Below are 24,446 nucleotides of genomic sequence, written 5' to 3'. Positions count from 1 at the left end.
GGGGCTTTTCTTTTTTATTTCCTTACCGCAGCGATGCCGGGTAATTCCTTTCCTTCAAAGTATTCAAGCATGGCGCCACCGCCGGTGGACACGTAGCTTACTTTCTCGGCCAGGCCGAATTTGTTGACCGCCGCTACGGAGTCGCCGCCGCCCACGAGGGAGAAAGCGCCGCCAGCCGTGGCTTTCACGATAGCGTCCGCTACGGCTTTGGTGCCGCCCTGGAAGGGTTTCATTTCAAAAACGCCCATGGGGCCGTTCCAGAGAATGGTTCTGGATGCCGCGATCACCTCGCTGAAAAGCTCCCGGGATTTGGGCCCGATGTCCAGTCCCATCCAGCCGGCGGGGATATTGTCGTTAGAAACTTCCTGTGTACTGGCGTCTTCCGCGAATTTGTCCGCCGCAATAGAATCAACGGGGATGAGGAGCTGCACGCCCAGCTGCTTTGCCTTTGCCAGCAGTTCGTTGGCGAGGTCCAGCTTCTCGTTTTCCACGAGGGAGTTACCGATCTCTTTGCCCTGCGCTTTCAGGAAGGTGTAGGCCATGCCGCCGCCGATGATGATGTTATCGGCTTTGTTCATGAGGTTCTCGATGATGAGTATTTTGTCGCTCACCTTTGCGCCGCCGAGGATGGCGGTGAAGGGCTTTTCGGAGTTGTGCAGCACTTTTTCGGCGCTGCTGGTCTCTCCTTCCATCAGGAGGCCGAACATTTTTTTGTCACCGGGGAAGAATTCCGCGATAATGGCCGTGGAGGCGTGTGCGCGGTGAGCGGTGCCGAAGGCGTCGTTCACATACACGTCGCCCAGTTTGGAGAGCTGCTCCGCGAAGGCGCGGTCGCCTTTTTCTTCCTGTTTGTGGAAGCGGAGGTTCTCCAGCAGCAGCACCTCTCCCATTTGCAGGCCGGCGGCGGCCTTTTCAGCCGTTTCGCCGATGCAGTCCTCCGCGAACTTCACGGTAGCGCCGTTCAGCAGCTTGATGAGGTGGTTCACGAGGTGTTTGAGGGAGTATTTATCGGTGGGACCGTCTTTCGGGCGGCCGAGGTGGCTCATGAGGATCACGGCGCCACCGTCTTTCAGTATTTTCCGGATGGTGGGAACGGCGGCCTGCATGCGGGTATCGTCCGTGATCTGGAACTGGTCGTTCAGCGGCACGTTGAAGTCCACGCGGATGAGGGCTTTCTGTCCTGCAAAGTTGTGGTCGGAGAACTTGCTCATAGTGAAGAAGTTTTGTTGGGAAGGTAAGAAAAAAACCCTCCGGTAAGCGCTGTGATAAACAGCGTTTTGCGGAGGGTTGGTAATATCATATAGACCGCGATTATTTGCTGATCAGGCCTGCAAAGTGTTTCACGGTGCGTACGAGCTGGGAAACGTAGCTCATTTCATTGTCGTACCAGGAAACGGTTTTCACCAGTTGAACGTCGCCCTGGGACATTACTTTTGTCTGGGTAGCGTCGAACAGTGAACCGTAGGTGATGCCGATGATGTCGGAGCTTACGATTTCGTCTTCAGTATAGCCGAAAGATTCGTTGGCAGCCGCTTTCATAGTTGCGTTGATCTCTTCAGCGGTTACTTTTTTGCCGAGGATGGTGGTCAGCTCTGTGAGGGAGCCGGTGATGGTGGGAACGCGCTGTGCGTTACCGTCCAGCTTGCCTTTCAGGTCGGGCAGAACGAGGCCGATGGCTTTGGCTGCGCCGGTGCTGTTGGGAACGATGTTGGCTGCGGCGGCGCGGGCGCGGCGCAGGTCACCTTTGGGATGGGGTGCATCCAGGGTGTTCTGGTCGTTCGTATATGCGTGGATGGTGGTCATAAGACCGGTTACGATGCCGTATTTGTCGTTCAGCACCTTCGCCATGGGGGCGAGGCAGTTGGTGGTGCAGGAAGCGCAGGAGATCACGGTTTCGCTGCCATCGAGGATGTCGTGGTTAACGTTGTACACGATGGTTTTGAGGTCGCCGGTGGCGGGCGCGGAGATCACCACGCGCTTTGCGCCTGCGGTGAGGTGCGCTTCAGCTTTGGTTTTGTCAGTAAAGAAGCCGGTACATTCGATCACAACGTCGATGCCGTGGTCTTTCCAGGGAATCTGGGAAGGATCTTTCTGAGCGTAAATTTTCACTTCCTCGCCATTTACGGAGATGGCGTTATCGCTGTGCTTCACGTCCTGTCCAAATCTACCCTGCGCGGAGTCATATTTCAGCAGGTGCGCTAAAACTGCCGGGCTGGTGAGGTCATTGATCGCCACCACGTCGATGCCAGGCATGTTGTAGATCTGGCGGTATACCAAGCGGCCGATGCGACCGAAACCATTAATACCAATTTTGAGAGAAGTTCCCATTTTACACTGTAGTTTGTAGATGAAAAAATTGAATTGCAAAATTACGTGCTTGGCGGGGATTAATCAATAGCTATTTTTCCGGGGGGGCTGTGGGGCGGGCAAAAATATTTTTTTTGGAAATTACGGGAGGGATTATACCTTTGCAATCCCAAATGAGGGAATGCCGCGTTGGTCAATCGGCTAAGACGCCTCCCTTTCACGGAGGAATGACGGGTTCGACTCCCGTACGCGGTACAAGTAAAAGGGTTGTTCTTTTCAGAACAACCCTTTTACTTAATATTTTCCTCTAAATATTTTAAACAAACTACCTTTCCTGCTTCATTATTAACTCTCCGCCTTATTCATTAGCCCGGTTTTTTCAAAAAACGATTCCATTGTCTGAACGAATTCTTCATGCTTGACCTCCACATAACGTCTCACATTCTCAAACAATTTATTATCATCATACATTTCTCGAATACCAAAAAGGGAATTATACGTATCTATATCTTCCAATTGGATTTTCTTTACCGTATTAATTAGATTTTCAATGCTTCTACTCTGATTTATTGTCAAATAAATATCTAATGAGTCCCTATAGCGCTTCTCAATTTTGACACTTTGTGATTTTGTAATTAATGTTCCCGCTTCATCCATCAAGGGTACATAAGAAGTAGCGTATTCAGGTTTATCAGACTTATATAAATTAAACATATTAAGCCTAAAAAGTGATTGAGCACTCGGCAATGCTATAGATTTCATTTTAAAGGTCTTACCTTGATATTTATCCGCCGGAATTCCTAAATCAATGTGCTCTACATAAATATTTTTCGGTATAATAGTTTCCATCGGATGAAGCAAATCTACATTATAGATAAATTCTCTTCCTTGTACTCTGCATTTCTTAAAGAGTTGAAAATCGTGCTTAGCAGACAGAATATATTCTTCTGCTAAAAGAGCTTCAATTATTTCTTTAAGTATCCCTTTCTCGTATGCGCCTTCGAATAAAACATCAACATCTTTTGTGCCTGGATGTTGTATAGGATTGGAGTTTAGTAAATATGGTGCCCATCCCCCTACTATAATGTATTTCGCTCCAACCTTATTCAAGACATCACAAGTTGTGTGCAGCAATCCTAAAGCTCCGGCCTGAAGATCTTCAAATTCACTCATAACTATGCATTTAATCGTCTTACAACACATTCAACAAATTCTTGCCTTGGTCTGGGAGCTCTAACAGTAGTACAGCAAGATGAAATCGCATTGCGAATAGCGGAATCAGTCTTGCTCGGAAAATATCTTCGCAGTTTATTGACTAGGTAATCTACTTCCCATTGTTCTTCGCAGGAAAACTTGGAACGATCTCGACCATCTCTAATTCTTCTATTATCATAATCTGACCAATCTTCGTTTAATACTGGATGTAACATAATCTTATTTTTTAATTGAATTATTTTTTAAATAACAAGTAAGAACTTAGTTCGATTGCTATTGAAATAGACAACTAAATATTATTAGAGGGTGAAACCAATCTGATCTCAATTTATCAAATCACAAAACATTAACAAATCACATATTATCTCGTTAGTCAACTTCCCCGCACGCGGTACTAATAGAAAGCCACGAATTCAAAATGAATTCGTGGCTTTCTTGCTTTTATCACTTTTACGTGAATTTAGTCCCTCCTATTTAAGTTTACAGACTCTGCTACCTAATAATCTTTTTTATGAAGAAAGAACAAATACAGCAGCTTTTTGAACAGTTCGAACAGGCTTGCTATGATATAGTGGTATAGAATGCTGGAGCGCCATTGCAACCCCCAAAATGGGGATGCCGGCAAAGCCGAAATAGCTTTTGCACTTAAAAAGCTTTCTGGAATTATTTTCGAACGCGGCGTTGATGAAAAAGGATTCGCAATGATCAGAAGTAAGGGAGATCAGGCGTTATTTGGAGGTTTCAACACGATAGAGATGAAAAGGAAACTGCAGGCCCCTGAAAGCAGGCCATTAGCAGACTTTCTCCCTACGCTCACTATAAAGCCCAAAGATTTTGCCACTGAGCTTACAAGTCACAACGTTTTGGAAAAAGAACTAAGTGGAGAAAACGCGATATCAAAAAAGCATGTAGAAAATAATCAGGCAGTCAGAAGAATGCTAGCCGAACGTGGGGTAAAGCCAGAACAACTTCCTCCTGCAGAAGATGTAAAAAGGTGCAACGAAAATTGGACGGAGACACCAAACAGGTAATGAAGACTATACAAAGGAAAAGAAAGATTAAACTCGATCAATGCCGTAGCGAAGACATAATTTGATTGATAATCAATTGATTCTAAATTCATCAGACAGTGTCTGATGAATCTCGGGATATAACAAATAAAACGCCCCAACGCTAAATGAAAATTATTCACTTCCAGCGTAGTACGTGACCTGCCATGTTGATGTACTGCATCGGCATATATCATCACGGCCTCCATCTCTTTAACTCTAGATATCAGTAATGTCTGGTACGACCATGGTAACTGTGCCACAGGCTGCGGCACAAATTCATAATTGCCGGAAAAGAACCGATACCACTGCCGGATGGTATATAGATTTCTTCACGAAAACCCGTTGATTTTAGGAAAACTATTCTTCAGATCTATTGAAAGTTGCTGCAAAAGTTATCTCCCCACTTGAATTGCCTCTGTCTTTCAACAATTCCTTTTCCTAATAAAGTTCGATAAGAAAAATGCTAAATTTGACGCAACTCTGAGTTGGGCGCGCTGCACTTTGGCTTTGATTTACTCGCTATCTATGGATAGATATTATTAAAGACGGTTATATATTTGCAAATCGCAAAATGTAAAACTATTATTCCCCCAACCTCCATTGCCCGAAATAAATCGTTTAATTACTATCTTCCACCCACAAACAAACCCACCGCCTCCATCGCGGCAGAAACCCAAATTATGCAAATGAATAAAAGTGGCCTGATATGCACATACATACTGATCACCTGCTTGCCCTGCCTGGCGCAAAACCCGGGAACCTTTACAGGATACGGCCAACTCCCCGTAAAAACCCCCGATTCACTATTACAAAAACTAACACATGCCGAAGGGATCAAAAAGAAAATACAAGCCGCACAACCGCTATTAACATTCCACTCCGCTCACGGCACCACCGATTCCGTCATCTTCTACTCACAGCAACTCATCGACGCATTAAACCAAAGCCCCCTCAAATCCGGCGACAAGCTCCCTTACCAGGCAACCCTTTACCATACCTTAGCGAATGCCTACAGCGAGCAGGGACTACACGACGAAGCCCTGCGCTTCTACCTGGAAGGCATCAGGGCCGCGGAAGCACTGGGCAACAGCGCGGCTGTGAACAATAACAAACTGGGGATCGCCAATGTATACTTCGCCCGGAATGAACACGCCAAAGCCATCGCGGCATACAACGCCCTGCTGGCAACGAACCCCGACGAACAGCTGAAACATTTTGTATACCAGCGCCTGGGCGTTGCCTATCTGCAACAAAAAGATCTTCCCCAGGCGAAACAATACACGGAAAAGGCCCATTCGTATTTCCAACAGGCGCATCAGCTGAAGAACGAGCTGCAAACAAAACTCACCCTCGGCATCATCGCCGAACTTGACCGGCATACCGAAGAGGCGTTTTCCATCTACAACGAAGTAAAGAACAATGCGCAGCAACACCAGTTCTTCGACCTGTATACCCAGGCGGGACAAAGGCTGGGCGACCTGCTCATCGCCGGCGGGGAATATGAAAATGCAAAACGGTTGCTGTCCATGGTGTATGCCAACGCCATGCAGTGGAACGACCTGAACGCGCAGCTGAAAGTGCTGAACAGCCTCCGCAACCTTCACGCCACCACGGGTGACTATAAAAATGCATACGCCCTGATGACACAGTACCTCGGTGCTTCCAGGGAAGTACTAAACCGGCAGAATAAAAAAGAGATCAATGAACTCGAAATAAAATACCAGACCGTCCAGAAAGAAAAAGAGATCCTCAACAAGGAAAACGAACTGAACCATCAAAAAACGATCAAATTCAGCCTGCTGATAGGCTTCCTGGCAATCCTGCTCCCGGTGATCGGCCTGCTGTACATGTACTACCAGAAGCTGCAGGCGCAAAGCAGACTGAATGCGACCATGGAAGAAATGAACCAGCAAAGGATCACCGCGCTGTTAAAAGATAAAGAACTGGCGCTGCTGAAAGCTTCTGTAAGCGGACAGGAAAAAGAACGCAAACGGATCGCGGGTGAGCTGCATGATAGTATCGGCGGGAACCTTGCCGCCATCAAGCTTCAGCTTTCGAACCAGCACAATGTGAACGGATTAAAAGGGCTGATTCAGCAGGTGGACGACACTTACCACCAGGTACGCGGCCTTTCGCACGACCTTGTTCCGGAGAAGTTCAGCGAAACGGGATTCACAGAGCTGATCTCGGGCTACCTCCGGCAGTTCGATGTTCCGGGCAACGCCAGGATTTCCTTCCAGGCTTATCCCGCTGAAGAGATAGACCTGATCGGCACAACCCTGAAAGTAGAGATCTACAAGATCATCCAGGAGCTGATCACCAACGCGCAAAAGCACAGCCAGGCATCGAAAGTTGAAATACAACTGACGCATATGGACGGCACCCTGAAGCTGCTGTTTGAAGACAACGGCAAAGGCTTTTCCACGGAAACGGCCAGGCAGGGCTTCGGTTTCCGGAATATCCGCGAACGGCTGAAGCATTTCGACGGGGTGCTTTCCATCGATTCATTCCCGTCGAAAGGCACGGTCATTGACATTGAAATTCCCTTAAAACCCGCATGGTATGAAGCATAATATTATTCTCGCAGACGATCACAAATTGTTTTTGGAAGGATTGATCAGGTTGATAGCGCAGGAAAAGGACCTGCAGGTATTATATCACGCGCACAACGGCAAACTGGTGATGAATTACCTGGATCAGCATCCGGATGAGCAGGTCGATCTGGTGATTACGGACATCAGCATGCCGGATGTGGACGGCATTACGCTGAATAATCACATCAAGGAAAAAAGGCCGGAGATCAGCACGCTGGTGATCAGCATGCATACCGACAATAACATGATCGATGCGCTGATCCAGAATAATGTAGACGGCTTTCTATCGAAAAACGCGGATTCCGGCGAACTGCTCGAGGCCATCAAAATGATCCTGAAAGGCGGGAAATACTTTTCGGAAACCGTAAAGCAGGCTTATATCAACAGCGTTTTCAACAAGGAAAAAGAAACCCTCGAAATGCTGACCTCCCGCGAAAAAGACGTGCTGAAACTCATAGCGGAAGAATATACCACGCAGGAGATCGCCGACAAGCTTTTTCTAAGCAAACATACCATCGAAAGCTACCGCAAAACCCTCATCCTCAAACTAAAAGTGCGCAACCTGGCCGGCCTCACCCGGTATGCCGTCAAATTGGGACTTCTTAGCTAACCCCCTGAAAACAGGGTATTGATTTTCACGGAATACGATGTTGCCGCCCGCATCGTGCCGGGCTACCTTTGTTCCATCACCAAAAAATTTACCATTATGATTTACGGAATTACCTTGATCCTGTTAAGCATCATCGCCGTGCCCTCCCTGATCTTGTCCAGAAAACCCAACGCCCGGGAACTGCTGGAAAAAGTAGCACCTTACCAGGGCTGGATCGGCATCATCTTCTGTTTCTGGGGAATATGGGGCATCGTGTCCGCCGTTTTAAACATGGGCTGGATCACATCAGCGCCCATCTGGTGGGCCACACTGGCCGCCGGCAGCCTCGTGGAAGCCTGCCTGGGATTTATGCTCGGCTTCCCGCTCATCAACAAATTATTCCTCTCTCAAAACGAAAAGGCCCGCGAAAAAGCCGCGCGGATCAGAGCGAAAATCGCCCCCAAACAAGGCAAGCTGGGCGTACTGGGCCTCATCGTAGGCGCATGGATGATCGTAGCCTCCTTCCTGTTTACGATCGCATAAGCATCTCTTCAACTCAATATTAAACCGATGAAAAAAATATTACTGGCTGCCATCATATCGCTGGCGGCACTGAACAGCCATGCCCAGTCAAAGGAAACCACCGTCGAGGTCAGGGGCATTGCCAAAATAGAAAGGGAAATTGCATCCTACCTGATCGATTTTGCCATAGCGGTGGACTATGGAGAAACGGAAGGCAGAAAATCTTTCGAAGAACTGAAAAAAGCATTCTTCGCCAAAGCCAAGGCCGCCGGTTTTGAAGAAAGCCGGTTCAAAGAAGATAAAATGAGCTATCAGTCCCTCCAGTTCTACCGGGAAGGCAGCCTGTTCACAATTGAAACCCACACGCGGGAAGAGCTGGTGAAAGCCGCAAAACTCGCCAACGGAGGCGGTGTGATCAGCATTACAGGCTCCCGTGTAAAATTCAAACCGTCGCAGGAACCCGAAAAGCTCTTCGATGCTGCATTCCGCGATAGCAAGGAAAAAGCCGCCGGCATTGCAAAGGCCATGAACAAAAAGCTCGGAGCTGTGCTTACGGTCACGGATTACAGCCAGCCTGACACCGGCGCAGAAGATAATTTCTATTTCAAACCCATTCCGGATCAGTATTACTACCTGTCGGTCAAGTTCGCGGTGGAGTAGCATGATGGCCTTTCATCCATGTAATTGTTAAAGGGGCTGTCTCAAAAGTAATCTGACGGGCTTGAAAAGCGCATAAACGAAAATTACTTTTAAGACAGCCTCTCCTTTCCTAGTTGGAACCCTCGTTCTGCGTAATCTTCTCCTTATTAATATCTATCTGGCTCTGCGGGATCGGGAACACCAGGTTCTGCGGCGTAACCGGGTTCACCAGGTTGATCTGTGCGGACTTCCCATTGATCACCGTAATAGCCCGGTCGGTCCGTACAAGATCATACCAGCGCAGGTTCTCAAACGCGAACTCCACTCTCCTTTCATGTTCCATCGCCAGCCGGAACGCCGCCTGGTCCGGCACCTCCGCGGCAGTAAGATCCTCCAGCCCCGCACGGTCGCGCACCTCATTCAGATAAGTAAATGCATCCCCATCGGCCACATACCCCGCTTCGTTCAGGCATTCAGCGTACATCAAAAGCACATCCGCGTAACGGATAACGGGAATATTATTACCATTGTCGTTGTTGATCGCCGGAACGTCGTGGTACTTTTTAACGAAGTTGCCCGGAATGGTGGCGCCATTGGCGTTCACATAGGATGTGGCTACGGTGGCGTCCCTGCGCTCATCGCCGGGTTCGTAGTCATCTATCAGGTCGTCGGTCGGCACATTGTTTCCGCCGCCGCCGAACTGGATCACCGCATTCCCCGAGTTCTGCGGCGCGAATGAATTGGGCCAGGGATTCCCTTGTCCAACTCCGCCGGACCTGTATTGCACATCAAAGATGGCCTCTATATTGTTTTTGTTGCTCACTTTGAAGAAATCCGCGTACACCGGCACCAGGTCATATTGGTCCAGGTCTATCACCGCCTTCAGCTGTGTGGCCGCCGGCCCGAATTTCTTTTGCGTCAGCAATACGCGGCCGAGAATGGCCCTGGCAGCGCCTTCTGTAGCCCGGCCCACATCCGCGCCGGTATAAGAAGGAGGCAGCGCCTCCGCGGCTTCCGCAAGGTCTTTTTCTATCTGCGCATATACGTCCGCCTTCGGATTTCTACCGTATTCATAGCCTTCATCCGCGTCGGTGATCTCTTTCAATACCAGCGGCACATCGCCGAATGTGCGGACGAGGTTAAAATAAAAGAGCGCGCGGAGGAATTTGGCTTCGCCGATGATACGGTCCTTCAGCCCGCTGTTCATAGCCACCGGATCGATGCGGCCGAGAATGGCGTTGCAGCGCGCGATGGCCGTGTAGCTATTGCTCCAGCGGTTATTGATGAACGGGTTGGTCGTGCGGATGTAAAAGCGGTCGAATTCATCCTGGTCCGTTACCGAACCGGAAGCCACCGCCGTGGAGTTGTCAGACCGGATCTCTCCGAAAATATAACTGTCAACACCATAAGTACCGCCCGTTCTGAGCGCGTTATAGGCGCCGTTGATCGCGTTCCGGAAATCTTCTTCCGTCTGGTAGAAATTAATGGTAGTGATGGATGAAACCGGCTTCAGGTCTACAAAGCCCTTGCCGCAGGAAGACAACAAAAACACGATCAAAGCTGCCTTGTATATGTTAGGTTGATTGAATTTCATGAGATGTCAGGTTTGTAGTTTAAAAATCAACGTTGATACCAAAAGTCACCGTTCTTGCCAGCGGATAGCTGCCGTAGTCAACGCCGCCGGTAAGCGGTCCTTCGTAATTACTTACCTCCGGATTGAAATTCGTGTAGTTCGTCCAGGTATACAGGTTCTGCGCGGAAGCGTATATCCGTACCTGTTGCAGTTTAAGCCGGTGTATAACCGCCTGCGGCAGCTTGTAACCCAGGCTTACATGCTGTATGCGCAGGTAAGACCCATCTTCTACCCAGCGGGAAGAAACGGCATTGTTATTCCCCGTTGTGCGCGCATTCGCCCGCGGCACCTTTCCGTTGCCGGGGTTTTCCGGCGAGCGCCAGCGGTCCAGCGCGATGGCCAGGTTGTTGCCCCCGCCTTCCAGGTTATCAAAAAAGCGGCGGCTCAGGTTGAGTATTTGTCCTCCCTGCATGCCCTGTACGGAAATGCTCAGATCGATGTTCTTAAAAGAAAAAGTGTTGTTCATGCCGTAAATAAAATCCGGCTGGTTATTGCCGATGATGGCCCTGTCGTTCGCATCAATTTTACCATCTCCATTTACATCTTCATATTTCACATCCCCCGGTCTTGTTGTATTATCATGTGGATTGGTATGCAGATCGGCGGCATCTTTAAATATGCCTATTTGCTTGTACCCGTAAAAGCTGCCGATCGGCTGGCCTATCATCGTAATATTCGTTTCTCCCACACCGCTCGCATTCCGGATCGGATCGCCGGTGGGTCCCAGCGCCAGCACTTTGTTCCGGTTGAAAGAAAGATTCGCGCTTGTATTCCAGGAGAACTCCCCGGTGAGGTTATAACTGTTCACGCCAAATTCAAAACCTTTGTTGCTCATCCTGCCGATGTTCTTCACAGCAGAGCCAAACCCCGTAAGCGTGGGCACGTTTACAGACAGCAGCAGGTCTTTGGTGATACGGTCGTAATAGTCAACAGTAACCGCGATCCTGTTTTTCAACAGGCCGATGTCGATGCCCAGGTCCAGCTGCTGGTTGCGTTCCCAGCTCAGACCGGGATTGCCGAGTGAGCTGATCGCAAGGCCGGTAACGATGTTATCGTAAAAGCTGTAATTGGTAGTGCCGATGCTTCCCACATAAGGATAATTGCTGCTGAACGCATTGTTCCCTGAGAGGCCGTAACTCGCGCGCAGCTTCAGTTCCGATACCACCGGAAGGCTCTTCATGAACGGTTCTTCCGTTACCCTCCATCCGGCGGACGCCGCGGGGAAAGTACCGAACCGGTTATCCGGACCAAAGATGGAAGAGCCATCGCGGCGCACCGATACTTTCAGCAGGTATTTGGACTTGTAGTTATAGTCCACCCTCGCAAAGTAGGATACCGTTGCGTTTTCGGTGATCTGGGAAGTCACCGATACCGGTTGCCCAGCGGCATTCAGCGTTTGCACAATATCGTTGGCAAAGGTGTTGCCCGCCGCTTCGGAGGACTGGTATTGCAGCTTGCCGGATTCCGTGCCGGCCAGTATTTCCAGGTTGTGCACATCCCGGAACGATATATTGTAGGTCAGCACCTGGTTCACCAGCCAGCTCAGCCCCTGTTCGGAGAATGCGCTTCCCCTGGCGGCCGTAGGCGGCAACTGCTGGTTCAGCGGCATCCGGGAAGTAGTGTAGGCGTTTCGCCTGTTCTGGTAAATATTGGCATTGCCGGACACCCGGTATCGCAGGTTCGGAAGGAACTTGTATTCCGCATAGGCGTTAGACAGCAGGTTGGTCTGGTCGAACTTGCTGTTGTACTCCGTGATGTTGGCAACGGGATTGGTAATGCCCGGCAGGTTGTACGGAGCGGCCAGCGCCGCCATGGAAGAATAGCTGCCGTCTTCACTATAGATAGGCGCCATGGGCATGGTATTGAGCGCGGCGTTGATGATGCCGTTGTCCGCCCAGTGCCCGTCTGACCGCACCTCCTGCGTTGTTCTGAAAGAAGGGTTGATGTTGACGCCCACGGTGAACTTCGATGTGGCCTGGATGTCCACGTTAGCCCGCAGGGTATAACGGTCCATCGCTGATTTTTTGATGATGCCGTCCTGCGTCAGGTAGCCTGCGCTGACCGCATACTGCACCTTTTCCGTGCCGCCGGAGGCGGAGAACTGGTAATTGCTGATCGGCGCCGTGCGGAAGATGAGGTCCTGGTAGTTATGGTCCGGCAACGCCGCCACTTTTGCGGGATCATCATAATCGAGCCAGTCAAAAAGATCACCGCGGGCGTAACGGTAACGCAGGTAATTGGAGGGCCGCACGTTGTTGGGGTCTGATATCTGCGCACCGGGCACATTGTCCAGGTAAGCATTGTTAGCCGCTTCCTTCGCAAACTCCGCATACTCCTGCGAGCTTAGTACATCCAGCTTTTTGGTCACCTGCTGGAATCCCGTATATACGTTCAGGTTCATCCGCGTTTTGCCCGAGCGGCCCCGTTTTGTTGTAACGAGAATCACGCCGTTGGCGCCGCGGGAGCCGTAGATGGCGGCGGAAGAAGCGTCTTTCAGCACGTCTATCTTCTCAATTTCTTCCGCGTTGAGCAAACCGAAAACGTTCGCGGACACAATGTTACCGTCCACTACGATCAACGGGCCGGTGCCCGCTGAAATAGAACCGAAGCCTCTCACCTTGATGGCGGGCGTTCTGCCCGGGCTGCCGGAATTCTGCTGCACGATCACGCCGGCTATTTTACCCTGTAAAGCGGTACCTACGTTCGATACCGGCATATCGCCGATCTCCCGCATGGGAACGGAAGCAATGGCGCCGGTAACATCCTGCCTTTTTTGCGTGCCGTAGCCTACCACCACCAGTTCATTGAGATTACTGGAAGTCAGCACCAGCTTTACATTGAGCGTTGTTCTACCCGCCAGCGCCTGTTCCTGCTGCGCATAACCGATATAGGTGAACACCAGGACATCATCGGGAGAAGGTACATTCAGCGTAAAACGCCCGTCCGCGCCGGTAGCTGTACCGAGCGACGTTCCCTTAACGCTGACGCTCACACCCGGCAGCGGCTCATTCTGCTCGCCCGTTACCAGCCCGCTGACCGTCACCCGGGCCGGAGCGGCCGCTTCATCGGCTTTCCCCGATGAAATAACGATCAGGTTATTCCCCATGTCTCGGTAACGCAGCCCGGAATTCTCCAGAAGTTTATCCAGCGCATCGGAGATCTTTGCATTCTTTACAGAAAAATCCACTTTCCTGGTGAGCAGGTTGAGGTCGTAATTATATATAAACCTGACCTTGGCCTTTTTCTCAATGGCGGTCAGAATAGCGCGCAGCTCAACCTTTTCGAAGCTGGCGGTGATGGTCTGGCTGAATACTTTCGCTGCGTGGATCTGGGAAGCAGTTAGGATAATAATTAACAAGGAAAGCTTCATACATAGAAGAAATTTAAGCAGACGCGGCGTCATAACTCCCCGGGAGGGAGGTACGTTTTTTTTCATAACTTTGGATTTACGGTTTAAAAGAACAGAAACCCGTGATTTTGCCGATCGGAGGTTTCTGAAAATTAGACTTGTCGGGGAATGTTCGCGCATTTCCCGATCTTTTTGCTGTTACTTGTAAATGTTTACTTCATTATTGCGGATTTTAAATGTGAAAGGCAGTGATAGCCGTAAGGCCGACAACACTTCCGTGATATTTTCGTTCTCGAATTTTGCGTGAAACCGGTATCCCGCTACCGTTGAATCATTGATAGATATTTTTACATTGTACCATCTTTCCATTTCATCCGCGATCTCCCGGAAGTCCTCCCCGTCAAAAACCAGTTTATTATACACCCAGGCCGTTTCTGCCATGGAAGTGTCCGTAATGCTTTCTTTAAAATGCTTTACGGTCATATTATCCAGCGCCGCGCCGGTATGCTCCGGCGCCCTGTTGATCACCACCTTTTCATGCGGGTGCAGCAACAGTACTTCCCCATTGTCGTCGCTGGTTTTTGATATCTGCACCAGGCCGCTGATCAATGTCGCCTCCGTTTTATGATCGCTCGGGTAACACTTCACATTGAAGACCGTGCCCAGCACTTTTATGTGGATGTCGCGGGTATGCACGATAAAGGGGCGTTCTGCATCCTTCGTTACATCAAAATAAGCTTCTCCTTCCAGCTCCACTTCCCGCAGGGAATCCGTAAAATTATCGGGGTAGCTGAGCCGGCTTCCGGAATTAAGCCATACAACGCTTCCGTCCGGGAGCAATAATCTCGACTTCGCGCCCGGCTTGGCAACGGTTTCTATGCGCGATGCTTCGGAGATGCCGGGCTGGTCCCGCAACTGTTGTACGTAGAACCAGGCGCCAACGATCAGCCCCGTCAGCACAGCCGCCGCAACCAGCAGCCTGCGGACGTAACGGGGGCGGTTGCCATGTATGGGCACAGGCTCCGCGGTTTCATTGTCCGCCGCGTCCAGTATCTGGCGGAAGTGCGCTTCTGAATCTGCATCTTCACCGGCGATAGACGAAACGGGCGTAGACCAGTAATCCGCTAACAGGGACAGCAGATAAGCGTCTTCCGGGTACTCCTTTAAAAGGGCATCCAGCTCTTCTATCTCTTCGGAAGATGCTTCCCCGGATAGTTTCCTGGCAATTAGTTGTGTGATCCTTTCTTTATGCATTGAACCTTGGTTAATGATAAAGACAGGGAAACGGAAAGATGACCTTAAAATGGAGGGAAATTATTTTTTGACCGTTCTTTTGGGGAAAGCAGTGAAATGCGCCTGCACCTTTTCGGAGATGCGTTTAACGGCGATGACCATCTGGGCGTCTACCGTATTCACGGTGAGGTTCAGGATCTCGGCCACGTCCCTGTAGCGGAGGCCATCTTCCCGCACCAGCTTGAAGATCATCTTGCAGCGGGGCGGCAGGGACTCCACGGCGGACCGGATCTTCTCCTGCAATTCCGCGCTGATCATCTTCTGGTCCGGCGCCTGGTCGCGGCTCAAAGCTATATCCAGATGATTGAAAGGTTCCGTGATCTGCCGGTGCGCCTTTGAAGAAAGGTAATTGAGGGAGCTGTTCTTTACCGCTACATAGAGGTAAACGCGGATATTGGAAATGGAAGAAGCCTTTTCCCTTTGCTTCCATAATTTGATGAATACATCATCCACTATTTCGGTAGCCGCTTCCTTGATCCTGACGATGGAATACGCAAACTGGCTGAGCCTGGGGCTATAATACTGAAACAACCGGCGGAACGCCTGTTCATCACCATCCGCGATGCGCTGCAGCGCCACCAGCGGCTCCTCACTTGTATGATGTGAACTATTTTGCACGCAATCGATTGTTTTAGTTTTGGTTGAATCTCAAAGTAAACATTTTTTTGTAAAACGGAGGCGGTCAGGTTGAATATTATTTTGCCGCTAAAGCCATCGCTTGCAGCACGCAGAAAGCATTTAGACAAAATTCCCTATTTTCATTATACAAGACCCGCATTTCCCATTAAAAATATGCCCATGCGATATAAAACGCTACTTTCTCTTTTCCTGTTCATTGTATTCACCGCCGGCTGCACCAACGCGAAACGGGAAGAGCAGCTGGCCCAACGCGAAGCGGCGCTCTTTCAGAAAGAGAAGGATTTTGCCCTGAAGGAAGCCGAGTATAAAGCATTATTGAGAATGAGAGATAGCCTGCTGACGGTCAGGGATACCGTCAGTTTAAAAGCATGGCCCCCGGAAATAGCCGGTACATGGACCGGCAGAGCTCTCTGCAGGGAATCCAGTTGCCGGGACTACGTGGTGGGCGACCAGCGGACGGCCAACTGGGAGTTCCTGGCCGATTCCTCCGGTTTATATGCCAAGATCGTGAACAACAACAAGGTGGTGCGTGTTTTTCATGGTGAGATCAGTAATGATCAGCTGTTGTTAGGTTTCCGGACAGATTCCGGCGCAACAAAACCGATTGAAATACAGGTAGCGCTCAACATGGCGGACAGTACCCTGATGAAGGGAACGCAACTGGTTAAAGGCGAGAACGATTGCACCGCAAGGTTCTCCGTAGAACTTTCACGTGTTTCAAAAACGAACTGATTTATGCCCCTGCTGAGTATTCAACACCTGAGTATGCCGATAGAAGATCCGCTGCTGAAGTTTCTCCTTGAGTTGATTATCATTCTGTGTGTTCCCATCCTGCTCAACAAAATAAAAGTACCGCACCTGCTCGGCCTCATTATTGCCGGCGCAGTGGTGGGCCCCAATGGCTTCCATGTGCTGTCCAGGGACAGCAGCGTGGTAGTGACCGGCACAACGGGACTGCTTTATATCATGTTCCTGGCCGGGCTTGAAATCAACATGGGTGACTTTAAAAGGAACAAATGGAAGAGCATCACTTTTTCAATCTACACCTTCATTGCACCCTTTCTGCTGGGTTTCATCGGCGGTTACTACCTGCTCCATTTCTCCCTGTTCACCTCCATCCTGTTCGCCAGCCTCTTTTCCTCCCATACGCTGATCGTTTACCCGTTGATCAGCAAGCTCGGCATCGCCAGGAACCTTGCGGTCAACATCACCGTCGGCGGAACCATGATAACCGATGTACTTTCCTTGCTTGTGCTGGCCGTGATCGTGGGTATGACGCAGGGAGAGGTGGATTCCGCTTTCTGGACGCGCCTTTCCATATCCATGCTGCTGTTCGGGTTGATCGTACTGCTGGTTTTTCCGGTTATCAGCCGCTGGTTTTTCAAAACGGTGGAAGACAAGATATCGCAATACATTTTTGTACTGGTGATGATCTACCTCACCGCTCTGCTGGCCGAGCTGGCAGGCATTGAAGCGATCATCGGCGCTTTCTTTGCGGGTCTTGCGCTGAACAGGCTGATCCCGCACGCATCTTCCCTGATGAACCGCATCGAGTTCATCGGCAATGCTATTTTCATTCCTTTTTTCCTCATCAGCGTTGGCATGCTGATCGACTTCACCGTATTTTTCAAAAGCTGGGAAACCATTACGGTGGCCGCCATTATGCTGGTAGCCTCCATCGGCGGGAAATACATAGCGGCGGTCGCCACCAGGAAAACGTTCCGCTTTACAAAGGATGAAGGACTGCTGATATTCGGTATGAGTTCCGCATCCGCCGCCGCAACGCTGGCATCCGTGATGGTAGGGTATAACATCATCATTTCCGAAACCGCCGCGGGAGAACCTGTCAGGCTGCTGAACGAGCACGTGCTGAACGGCAGCATTCTGCTGATACTGATCTCCTGTACCATATCTTCCTTCACGTCCATGTCCAGCGCCCAGCGCATCGCGGATGAAGAAAAAGAAGACACGATAGCAGGCAACAAACACGATACGGAAAATATCCTGCTGGCGGTCAAATACGAGGAAACCGTGGAAAGGATGGTCAACCTGGGCCTGCTGATCAAGTCCAAAGCAGAAGACAGCAAGCTGCTTGCGCTGAATGTCATCAATGAAAGCCAGAACGATTCCTCCAAAAAGCATGCGGAAAAGATCCTGCATAATGCGGTAAATACCGCGGCGGCGGCAGATATCACCCTGCAATCGCTTGTGCGGTACGACAATGATGTGGTGAACGGGATCAACAGCGTGGTGAAAGAGCAAAATATTACCGACCTCATCATCGGACTGGAAGATGAAAAGGGCTTCTCCCCCGCTTTCATTTATAACCTTTACTACGGTTATCTGCTGAATACGCACATCAACGTGCTCGTCTATCATGCGGCGCAGCCGATATCCACCGTTAAACGGCATGTGGTATTCATCCCGGAAAATGCCGAAAAGGAAGCCGGCTTCTTTCATGCCCTGCTGAAGGTCTGGAACATCGGGCGGAACTCCGGCGCACTGATCACCTTCCATACCACGCAGAAGATCATCGGCATCCTGCAGCGCATCATGAAGAAGTCAAGTGTGGAAGCGGAATTCAAGGTAACGCGGTATTGGCAGGAGATAGAGGAAATGGCTTTATCCTTTAAGGAAGATGAGGGCCTTATCGTATTTATGAGTAAAACCGGCTCGGCATCTTACTTTCCGCAGATGAAAGCCGTGCCTGAATTTCTGAACAGGCATCTTCACGATAACAACCATTTGCTGATCTTCCCCTTCTCCGAAGCGGAAGACGATATGCCCGAACGGAGGTCTATCAGCAATCACCGCGATTTTGCCGAGATCAGTACGATTATCGGGAGGATGTTCAAATAGTCCACGGATGATCGCCCGTCGCAATCACCCCTCGAAATAGTCGCTACCCCACCCCGCCCGGCATACAGATGCGGCCTACCTTTGAATTATACATTCAAAGCAAAAATCTTTTATCATGAGAAAATTAATATTATCCATGCAGATGACGCTGGACGGCTACGTATCTGGTCCCGCGGGGGAAATGGACTGGATTGCCTCCAGCGATGACGACTGGCAGGAACTTTTTAACGACATGGAATCTGTAGACACGCTGCTGGTGGGGCGGAACATGCATCCGGACTATTTCCAATACTGGCAGTCGGTATTGACCGATCCGGCAGCCGACCCCCATGAAAAGAAATACGCTGAACTGGCCGACAGGACGCCGCACATCCTGTTTTCCCGAACGCTAACGGAAGTGAGCTGGCATAACACCCGGATCGCTCATGACGCCGCAAGCGAAGTAACGAAGCTGAAACAGCAACCGGGCGGGGATATGATGCTGTGGGGCGGCGCCACGATCGCCTCCGAGCTGCTCAGCCTCGGGCTGGTGGATGAATTGCGGATCACACTCAACCCTACCCTGTTGGGCGCGGGACTGCCGATGTTCAACAACATCAAAACAAGGCACAAGCTGACCACTTTATCCGTAAAGCCGCTCATGGCGGGGCTGGTACTGCTCAAATATAAAGTGGACAACTAAGCATCCAGGTCTACTCCATAGAAGAATGCCAGCTGCTTGTCCGTCATCCGTTTGGGCATGCGCTTCATCAGGCTGTCCCGCAACCCTGTCAGCAGGCGGCCTTTCCAGTTGGTGAGCCACCCGATCTGGCGGGAGAGGCGGACGATCTTCCCCGCGCGCGCCATGCGGCGTTGCTGGTAAGCTTCAAATGCCTGTTCATGATGTCCGCTAGCGGCCAGGCACTGCACCAGCACCCAGGCGTCTTCTATGGCTAGCCCTGCTCCCTGCCCTACATTGGGCGTGGTAGCATGCGCCGCATCTCCCAGCAGCACCGCGCGCCCCTTGTGCCATGACCGCAGCGGCGCAATGTCGGACAAATCGCTCTGGATGAGATATTCCGGGCGCAGGTGATGCAGCATGGCCTGCATGTATCCCTCGTAGCCGGACAACTGCTCGCGGATGAACGGCAGCGCTGCTTCGGGTGGCATTACCGTACCGGCGGGCATTGCTTTGGTCATCCAGAAATATACCTGTTGCGGGCCTACCTGCGTGAACATCGCACGGAGCCCGCCGCCTTTCACGCTCCAGGTTTCGGCGGCAACACTGGCCTCCGCTGCCGGCAGGTCCACCGGGATGATCGCCCGCCAGCAGGTCTGCCCCGAATAGCGGTAACGGGCTTTCTCCACACATTGCTCGCGGACGGCCGAGCGGATGCCGTCCGCGCCGATCACCAGCGAACCTTCAGCCTTGCTTCCATCCGAAAAATGCACCGTTATACATGGCCCGTTTTCACTGACGGATGCGCACCGTTTGTTGTAGTGCACCGGTTGCCTGCAATGACCAAGCAGCACCTGCTGCAATGCCGCCCTGTGCAGCCCGTATGTGCCCGTACCATACCGCTCCTCCACTTCCGCGTTGCTGATCGTCTGCAAAACAGTGCCCTGGCAATTGCGGATGTAGATGTATTCCGCCAGCACGCTCACGCTTTTGATCTCCTCCGCAATCTCCAGGCGTTCATACACGCGCATGGCATTGGCGCCGAGCATAATGCCAGCGCCCACCGGCCGGTTGCCTGGCGCGGCATCATATATTTCGTATGCGATCCCCCTTTGCTGCAAAGCAATAGCAGTGGTCAGCCCGCCGATTCCCGCGCCTATGATGATCACTTTCATAAAAAAGCGTAATTTTAGGTCAAATGTACTAATTTTATTGTAGAAATAGGCCAAATGGCCTAATATTTAAGTATGAGCACGAAGAACAAAATACTGGACACCGCGCTGGAGCTGTTCAACACGGAAGGGATCGATACCGTAACCGTGCGGCATATCGCCGCTGAAATGGGCATCAGCCACGGCAACCTCCAATATCATTACGCCAATACCAACCTTGTCATACAGGCGTTGTACGACCGGCTGGCTGCCCGCTTCGATACGCTGCTGACCGCTATTCCGGCAGCGGCTGCAGACAGGATGGAAGCTTTCCGCCAGAGCGTGACGGCCAGTTTTGAATTGGTTTACGAATTCCGCTTCATATTCCTGCACTTCGTGGAGATCGGCCGCCGCATTCCCGCCATTACCAAACATTACAAACACAATCTGCGGAAACGGGAACCGCAGTTCATGCATATATTCAGCATCATGCAGCAGGAAGGCATCATGCGAAAGGATATTCCGGAAGACGTGTTGAAATTATTCGTGCATCAGCTGTTCATTGTGGCGGACTTCTGGCTGTCCAGCAACGAGATCACGTTGCAGCTGAAAGGGAAGAAAGCGTTGAAATATTATTCGGAGCTTTTCTGGGGGATGTTCTATCCGTATTTAACAGCGAAGGGGATGAAGAAATTTGCAGTTTAACCGGCGGGCTGATCCAGCCCAAGGCACTGCGCGGCCCATTCCAGTTCAATAGCAATGAGCCTCCTGAACACACTCTTCAGCCACTCCGGCATCGCATCATCCTGTATCAACCGCCGCACAAGCCCGGCGCACATCAAAGCGGCTTCTCCCCCGCCGTCAGGCATCACCAGGTATGGAGCGGGGCCACCCTCCAGGCAAAGCGTGGGCAAAACACAAGCGAGGTCATATCGCGCACTGCCGCGCGCGGCATGGCTCCAGTCAACAAACATCGCGGTTGATCCTGCTATACAGATATTATCGCTTCGTATATCCCCATGCACGAGGCAATCACCGGTTATATCGGCGTTCATCTCCGCTTCGGCAAGCGCGCCTGCCGAGCTGCGGAACCATTCCGGAGAACATACCCCAAGGGCCAGGAACCCACCGGGATCATTGGCTATTTCCATCCACGCAGGCGCCTGCCTGTTTTGCAGAGCAGCCAGCGACGGCGGCGCCTCACAAGACGAAAGCGCCCGGATGCTGCTGAACAAACGGTTAAAATCCCCCTCCCGCCAGGTAACCCCGCTATGACTGGCAGGCCAGTACGCATCGCTCAGATCACGGCTCAGCAGAACGGGATAGGTGCCCGGCTGATCGATCCACGCCACAACATCCGGCATTACCGCAGTGCGGACGGACGACAACACCAGGTGCTCCGTGCGCAGCCACTGCGCCGTCAGCGCATCAACCGCTGCTTTCACAAATACTTTGCTGCCGTCTTCAAACGTTACGGAAAACCGGTGGGCGGATGACAGGCCGCAATCGGGGACAGCCCAATGCACCGGCTTTTTGTTGATGCTGTGCGTTAAAAGATCCACCAGGTATGGCGGCGGGGCACTGGCATTTGTCATAGTGATGCTTTTACTTCCAGTTCCAGCAATGCAACATCCAGGTTCCGGTTCTGAACGGGCAGCTCCGGAGCATCGGAAGTTTTATAGTTTTCAATGAATACAAATCCAAACGACCGGTAATATGCAATGATCCGCGTGTTCTCCGCCCATGTGTCCATCCGCACATACCGCAAACCCTTTTGCCGGACGTAATCCTTCGCCCAGTTCAACACTTTTTCGAATTGTTTCTGGCCTTTGAACGCGGGGTTCACTACTATCCGGTGTAAATAAATGGCATCGTTGCGGTCCCTTTCCCGCCAGATAAAAGGATCGTTATGCTGCATGCTGAAAATGCATAGCACATCCTTCCCCCGCATGATCTTGAATTGCAACCTGTTTTTGATATCATTCCGTAAACCTTCCTGATCGATCTCCTGCCAGACCTTGTAGCCATTCTTCCCCTGCAGCTCCATTGCTTCCCTGAACAAATGTAAAACAAGCGGCAGGTCGTCTTCCGTCGTATTTTCAATCATGATTTCCATTATCAATAAATATAGGACAACTAACACGAACATACAACGCCCGTTATTGTTGTTTCGGCTGTTGTACTACTTTAGGGTTATCGCACGGTATTTTCCCTTCGTTATCTTTGTTAAGACCGTACTGAATATGCATTAACCAGCCTATAACATCCTGTACCGAATATTATCGCATTAAAAACGAGACTATGCTTTCATTTACCGATGCCGAACTGCAAAAAAAATTCTGTGAGGGGTTCTCATTCTATCCATTCAAATCTCTTGAGCAGCATGGTACGCTGATCTACAAATGCTATAAGGGAGAAAGCAATATGCAGAAGATAATGGACTGGTGCAGCAGGGAACACGACAGCAGCCACTACAGGACCAAGATCGCGAAGAAGCTGGCGCATAAAGATATCGTTGCGGCGGGCGAGTTGCTGCTGGTATTGCTGGAAGCCGGCGAATGGTGGAAAACACGTTTCCCGGTAGACCTGCAGCCGGACGGCAAAAAGCTTTCCGGGAGCATCGAGCAATATCACATACTGCTCGCGTCTTATGGCCAGAACGTGTTGCAGCGCATCGCCACAAAGCTGGCGGAAGAATATCACAGCTTCAGCACGGAATACATTCAGCAGATCGAAGACCTGATGCAGGCTTTCATGCCGCACACGGATGCGCTGCACGCTTTCCTGAAAGACAGCACGAGCAAACGGCGCAACTACGCCCCCAGGATGTTAGGCGAAGAAGACCGGGAATATCTTACAAAAGTGATGCTGGCGGTGGATGCGTTCAGGGAGCTGCAGGAAAGGAACGTCTACCTGCTGGGCGCCTGGAAAAAGCAGCTGGCGCTTTACAACAGCCGCCGTGCCATGAACTGACATCAGAGCCGGCTGACGCTCCCGCCTTTTAATCAGCCTCCGCTATCTGCTCATACTCATATACGATATGCTCATTCGTATACGGTCTGTTCCCGAAATCACCATACGGCGAATTCGTTTCCACCACCAGGCCATCTCCGTTCACCACCACCGTGCGCACCACATACGGTCGCGGTAACTGGGAGGAGGTGTACTTTGAAAAGCTCGTCCAGTTATTCTTTGATACCAGCGGCGTATAGAAACGGAAAAGCGAACGTACATCATCAATGATGAAAGCGAAGCCATGCTCCAGGTTGAAGTAACGCGCGGGATTGGGCGCATTATCATACCCGCTGAATTCGTGCTCCTTCACAAAGGCGCCCCCGGCATTCCATGACGGATAATCATAGAACATGTAATTACCTGATGCATTGTAGTGATATTTGGCCGTGTCGTTGCTGAAGTCGTTCCCGTTCGCTACCTGTATCACCACCGAGTCCTGGTAGGTATAGTCATAATGATACAAATACCCCGGGTAAGGGCGCGGGTTGCCGAGGGAATCATGCAGCGTATGCTGTTCCACCCGGTGGGGCAGCCGGTTGCTTCCGCTATATATCAGTTTACGGAGAGAGGAAACATGGTTCAAGCTAACCGAAAAACGGTTGATCTGTACAACCCGTTGCTGACTGTCGTAGAAGAGGCTGTCCACTTCCGTGAGTATCAGGTTATTGGAATCGGCGGCATTCGAGTAATAGCGGTGTACAATTGGTTTGTGATGTTCGTTATAAAGATATTCGTCTACTGTTTTTGTAATGTTGACATAACCCCAGTCGTATTTCAATCGTTTAGTCACTTTGGTGAGCAGCCAACCGGGCTGTTCGGGCGTTTCGGGCTTGGGAGTTCCCGGTTCAGGCCAGATGCCACCGGTGCAGCCAGCCAGTAGTAAAACGGACAGGCAAGCCGATAAGAGGTTTTTCATGCGATGAAATTAGCG

The 24,446-nt window shown here is 50.8% G+C and carries 21 protein-coding genes and 1 tRNA gene; 11 read left to right on the top strand and 11 right to left on the bottom strand.

What is annotated here, in order from left to right; all coding sequences use genetic code 11:
• Positions 1-14 precede the first annotated feature (14 nt).
• Together CCY01nite_RS10955 and gap are read right to left on the bottom strand one after the other, a co-directional pair.
• On the bottom strand, positions 15-1,211 hold the full coding sequence (locus tag CCY01nite_RS10955; protein WP_146860673.1) for a phosphoglycerate kinase: 1,197 nt from the start codon (positions 1,209-1,211) through the stop codon (positions 15-17).
• Between the two features lie 100 nt (positions 1,212-1,311).
• The gene (gene gap / locus CCY01nite_RS10950; RefSeq protein WP_146860670.1) at positions 1,312-2,328 is read right to left on the bottom strand and encodes a type I glyceraldehyde-3-phosphate dehydrogenase; all 1,017 of its coding nucleotides are present in this window, start codon (positions 2,326-2,328) and stop codon (positions 1,312-1,314) included.
• 162 nt (positions 2,329-2,490) lie between these two features.
• Here gap and CCY01nite_RS10945 point away from each other — a divergent pair.
• A tRNA-Glu gene (locus CCY01nite_RS10945) sits at positions 2,491-2,562 on the top strand.
• 90 nt (positions 2,563-2,652) lie between these two features.
• Here CCY01nite_RS10945 and CCY01nite_RS10940 read toward each other — a convergent pair.
• Positions 2,653-3,480 carry a hypothetical protein gene (locus tag CCY01nite_RS10940; RefSeq protein WP_146860667.1) on the bottom strand — a complete coding sequence of 276 codons (828 nt, stop codon included), beginning with the start codon at positions 3,478-3,480 and terminating at the stop codon, positions 2,653-2,655.
• 623 nt (positions 3,481-4,103) lie between these two features.
• Between CCY01nite_RS10940 and CCY01nite_RS10935 the strand changes: the two genes are divergently transcribed.
• From CCY01nite_RS10935 to CCY01nite_RS10910, 5 genes are all read left to right on the top strand, one after another.
• Complete coding sequence (locus tag CCY01nite_RS10935; RefSeq protein ID WP_186831005.1) at positions 4,104-4,553, top strand: hypothetical protein; 450 nt, start codon at positions 4,104-4,106, stop codon at positions 4,551-4,553.
• Between the two features lie 707 nt (positions 4,554-5,260).
• On the top strand, positions 5,261-7,147 hold the full coding sequence (locus CCY01nite_RS10925) for a tetratricopeptide repeat-containing sensor histidine kinase (RefSeq protein ID WP_186831004.1): 1,887 nt from the start codon (positions 5,261-5,263) through the stop codon (positions 7,145-7,147).
• Positions 7,137-7,778, top strand: coding sequence for a response regulator (locus tag CCY01nite_RS10920; protein WP_146860661.1), 642 nt, complete (start codon positions 7,137-7,139; stop codon positions 7,776-7,778). Before CCY01nite_RS10925 ends, CCY01nite_RS10920 begins: the two co-directional genes overlap by 11 nt.
• Positions 7,779-7,874: 96 nt before the next feature.
• Entirely contained in the window at positions 7,875-8,300 is a 426-nt protein-coding gene (locus CCY01nite_RS10915) for a hypothetical protein (protein WP_146860658.1), read from the top strand.
• A 27-nt stretch (positions 8,301-8,327) separates the two neighbouring features.
• On the top strand, positions 8,328-8,939 hold the full coding sequence (locus CCY01nite_RS10910; protein WP_146860654.1) for an SIMPL domain-containing protein: 612 nt from the start codon (positions 8,328-8,330) through the stop codon (positions 8,937-8,939).
• A 109-nt stretch (positions 8,940-9,048) separates the two neighbouring features.
• Here the strand turns inward: CCY01nite_RS10910 and CCY01nite_RS10905 are convergent, their stop codons facing one another.
• The 4 genes from CCY01nite_RS10905 to CCY01nite_RS10890 form a co-directional block, all read right to left on the bottom strand.
• Positions 9,049-10,512: a RagB/SusD family nutrient uptake outer membrane protein gene (locus CCY01nite_RS10905; RefSeq protein ID WP_146860651.1), complete on the bottom strand. Its 1,464-nt coding sequence runs from the start codon at positions 10,510-10,512 to the stop codon at positions 9,049-9,051.
• A gap of 19 nt (positions 10,513-10,531) precedes the next feature.
• On the bottom strand, positions 10,532-13,921 hold the full coding sequence (locus tag CCY01nite_RS10900; protein WP_146860648.1) for a TonB-dependent receptor: 3,390 nt from the start codon (positions 13,919-13,921) through the stop codon (positions 10,532-10,534).
• 177 nt (positions 13,922-14,098) lie between these two features.
• A complete protein-coding gene (locus tag CCY01nite_RS10895; protein WP_146860645.1) occupies positions 14,099-15,154 on the bottom strand; it encodes a FecR family protein in 1,056 nt (351 codons plus the stop codon).
• Between the two features lie 60 nt (positions 15,155-15,214).
• Positions 15,215-15,811 (bottom strand): RNA polymerase sigma-70 factor, encoded by a 597-nt coding sequence (locus CCY01nite_RS10890; protein ID WP_246129905.1) that lies wholly within the window; start codon positions 15,809-15,811, stop codon positions 15,215-15,217.
• Between the two features lie 180 nt (positions 15,812-15,991).
• Here CCY01nite_RS10890 and CCY01nite_RS10885 point away from each other — a divergent pair, with 180 nt between their 5' ends.
• From CCY01nite_RS10885 to CCY01nite_RS10875, 3 genes are all read left to right on the top strand, one after another.
• The gene (locus tag CCY01nite_RS10885; protein WP_146860642.1) at positions 15,992-16,564 is read left to right on the top strand and encodes a hypothetical protein; all 573 of its coding nucleotides are present in this window, start codon (positions 15,992-15,994) and stop codon (positions 16,562-16,564) included.
• 3 nt (positions 16,565-16,567) lie between these two features.
• On the top strand, positions 16,568-18,691 hold the full coding sequence (locus CCY01nite_RS10880; protein ID WP_146860639.1) for a cation:proton antiporter: 2,124 nt from the start codon (positions 16,568-16,570) through the stop codon (positions 18,689-18,691).
• A 115-nt stretch (positions 18,692-18,806) separates the two neighbouring features.
• On the top strand, positions 18,807-19,373 hold the full coding sequence (locus CCY01nite_RS10875) for a dihydrofolate reductase family protein (protein ID WP_146860637.1): 567 nt from the start codon (positions 18,807-18,809) through the stop codon (positions 19,371-19,373).
• Here the strand turns inward: CCY01nite_RS10875 and CCY01nite_RS10870 are convergent.
• On the bottom strand, positions 19,370-20,524 hold the full coding sequence (locus CCY01nite_RS10870) for an FAD-dependent monooxygenase (protein WP_146860635.1): 1,155 nt from the start codon (positions 20,522-20,524) through the stop codon (positions 19,370-19,372). The two genes, CCY01nite_RS10875 and CCY01nite_RS10870, sit on opposite strands and share 4 nt — an antisense overlap.
• A gap of 72 nt (positions 20,525-20,596) precedes the next feature.
• Between CCY01nite_RS10870 and CCY01nite_RS10865 the strand changes: the two genes are divergently transcribed.
• Positions 20,597-21,205, top strand: a complete 609-nt coding sequence (locus CCY01nite_RS10865) for a TetR/AcrR family transcriptional regulator (RefSeq protein WP_146860632.1) — start codon at positions 20,597-20,599, stop codon at positions 21,203-21,205.
• On the opposite strand, the gene CCY01nite_RS10860 is transcribed toward CCY01nite_RS10865, so the two are convergent.
• Together CCY01nite_RS10860 and CCY01nite_RS10855 are read right to left on the bottom strand one after the other, a co-directional pair.
• Positions 21,202-22,095 (bottom strand): phosphotransferase, encoded by an 894-nt coding sequence (locus CCY01nite_RS10860; RefSeq protein WP_146860629.1) that lies wholly within the window; start codon positions 22,093-22,095, stop codon positions 21,202-21,204. The genes CCY01nite_RS10865 and CCY01nite_RS10860 overlap by 4 nt on opposite strands.
• Positions 22,092-22,616, bottom strand: coding sequence for a GNAT family N-acetyltransferase (locus CCY01nite_RS10855; RefSeq protein WP_146860627.1), 525 nt, complete (start codon positions 22,614-22,616; stop codon positions 22,092-22,094). Before CCY01nite_RS10855 ends, CCY01nite_RS10860 begins: the two co-directional genes overlap by 4 nt.
• A 185-nt stretch (positions 22,617-22,801) precedes the next feature.
• Here CCY01nite_RS10855 and CCY01nite_RS10850 point away from each other — a divergent pair, with 185 nt between their 5' ends.
• On the top strand, positions 22,802-23,473 hold the full coding sequence (locus tag CCY01nite_RS10850; protein WP_146860625.1) for a hypothetical protein: 672 nt from the start codon (positions 22,802-22,804) through the stop codon (positions 23,471-23,473).
• Between the two features lie 28 nt (positions 23,474-23,501).
• Here the strand turns inward: CCY01nite_RS10850 and CCY01nite_RS10845 are convergent, their stop codons facing one another.
• On the bottom strand, positions 23,502-24,431 hold the full coding sequence (locus CCY01nite_RS10845; RefSeq protein WP_146860623.1) for a hypothetical protein: 930 nt from the start codon (positions 24,429-24,431) through the stop codon (positions 23,502-23,504).
• Between the last annotated feature and the right edge of the window lie 15 nt (positions 24,432-24,446).

Source organism: Chitinophaga cymbidii, assembly GCF_007992715.1.
GTDB lineage: Bacteria > Bacteroidota > Bacteroidia > Chitinophagales > Chitinophagaceae > Chitinophaga > Chitinophaga cymbidii.
Note: the sequence above shows the minus strand (reverse complement) of the source record. Positions and strands in the feature narration are given on the sequence as shown.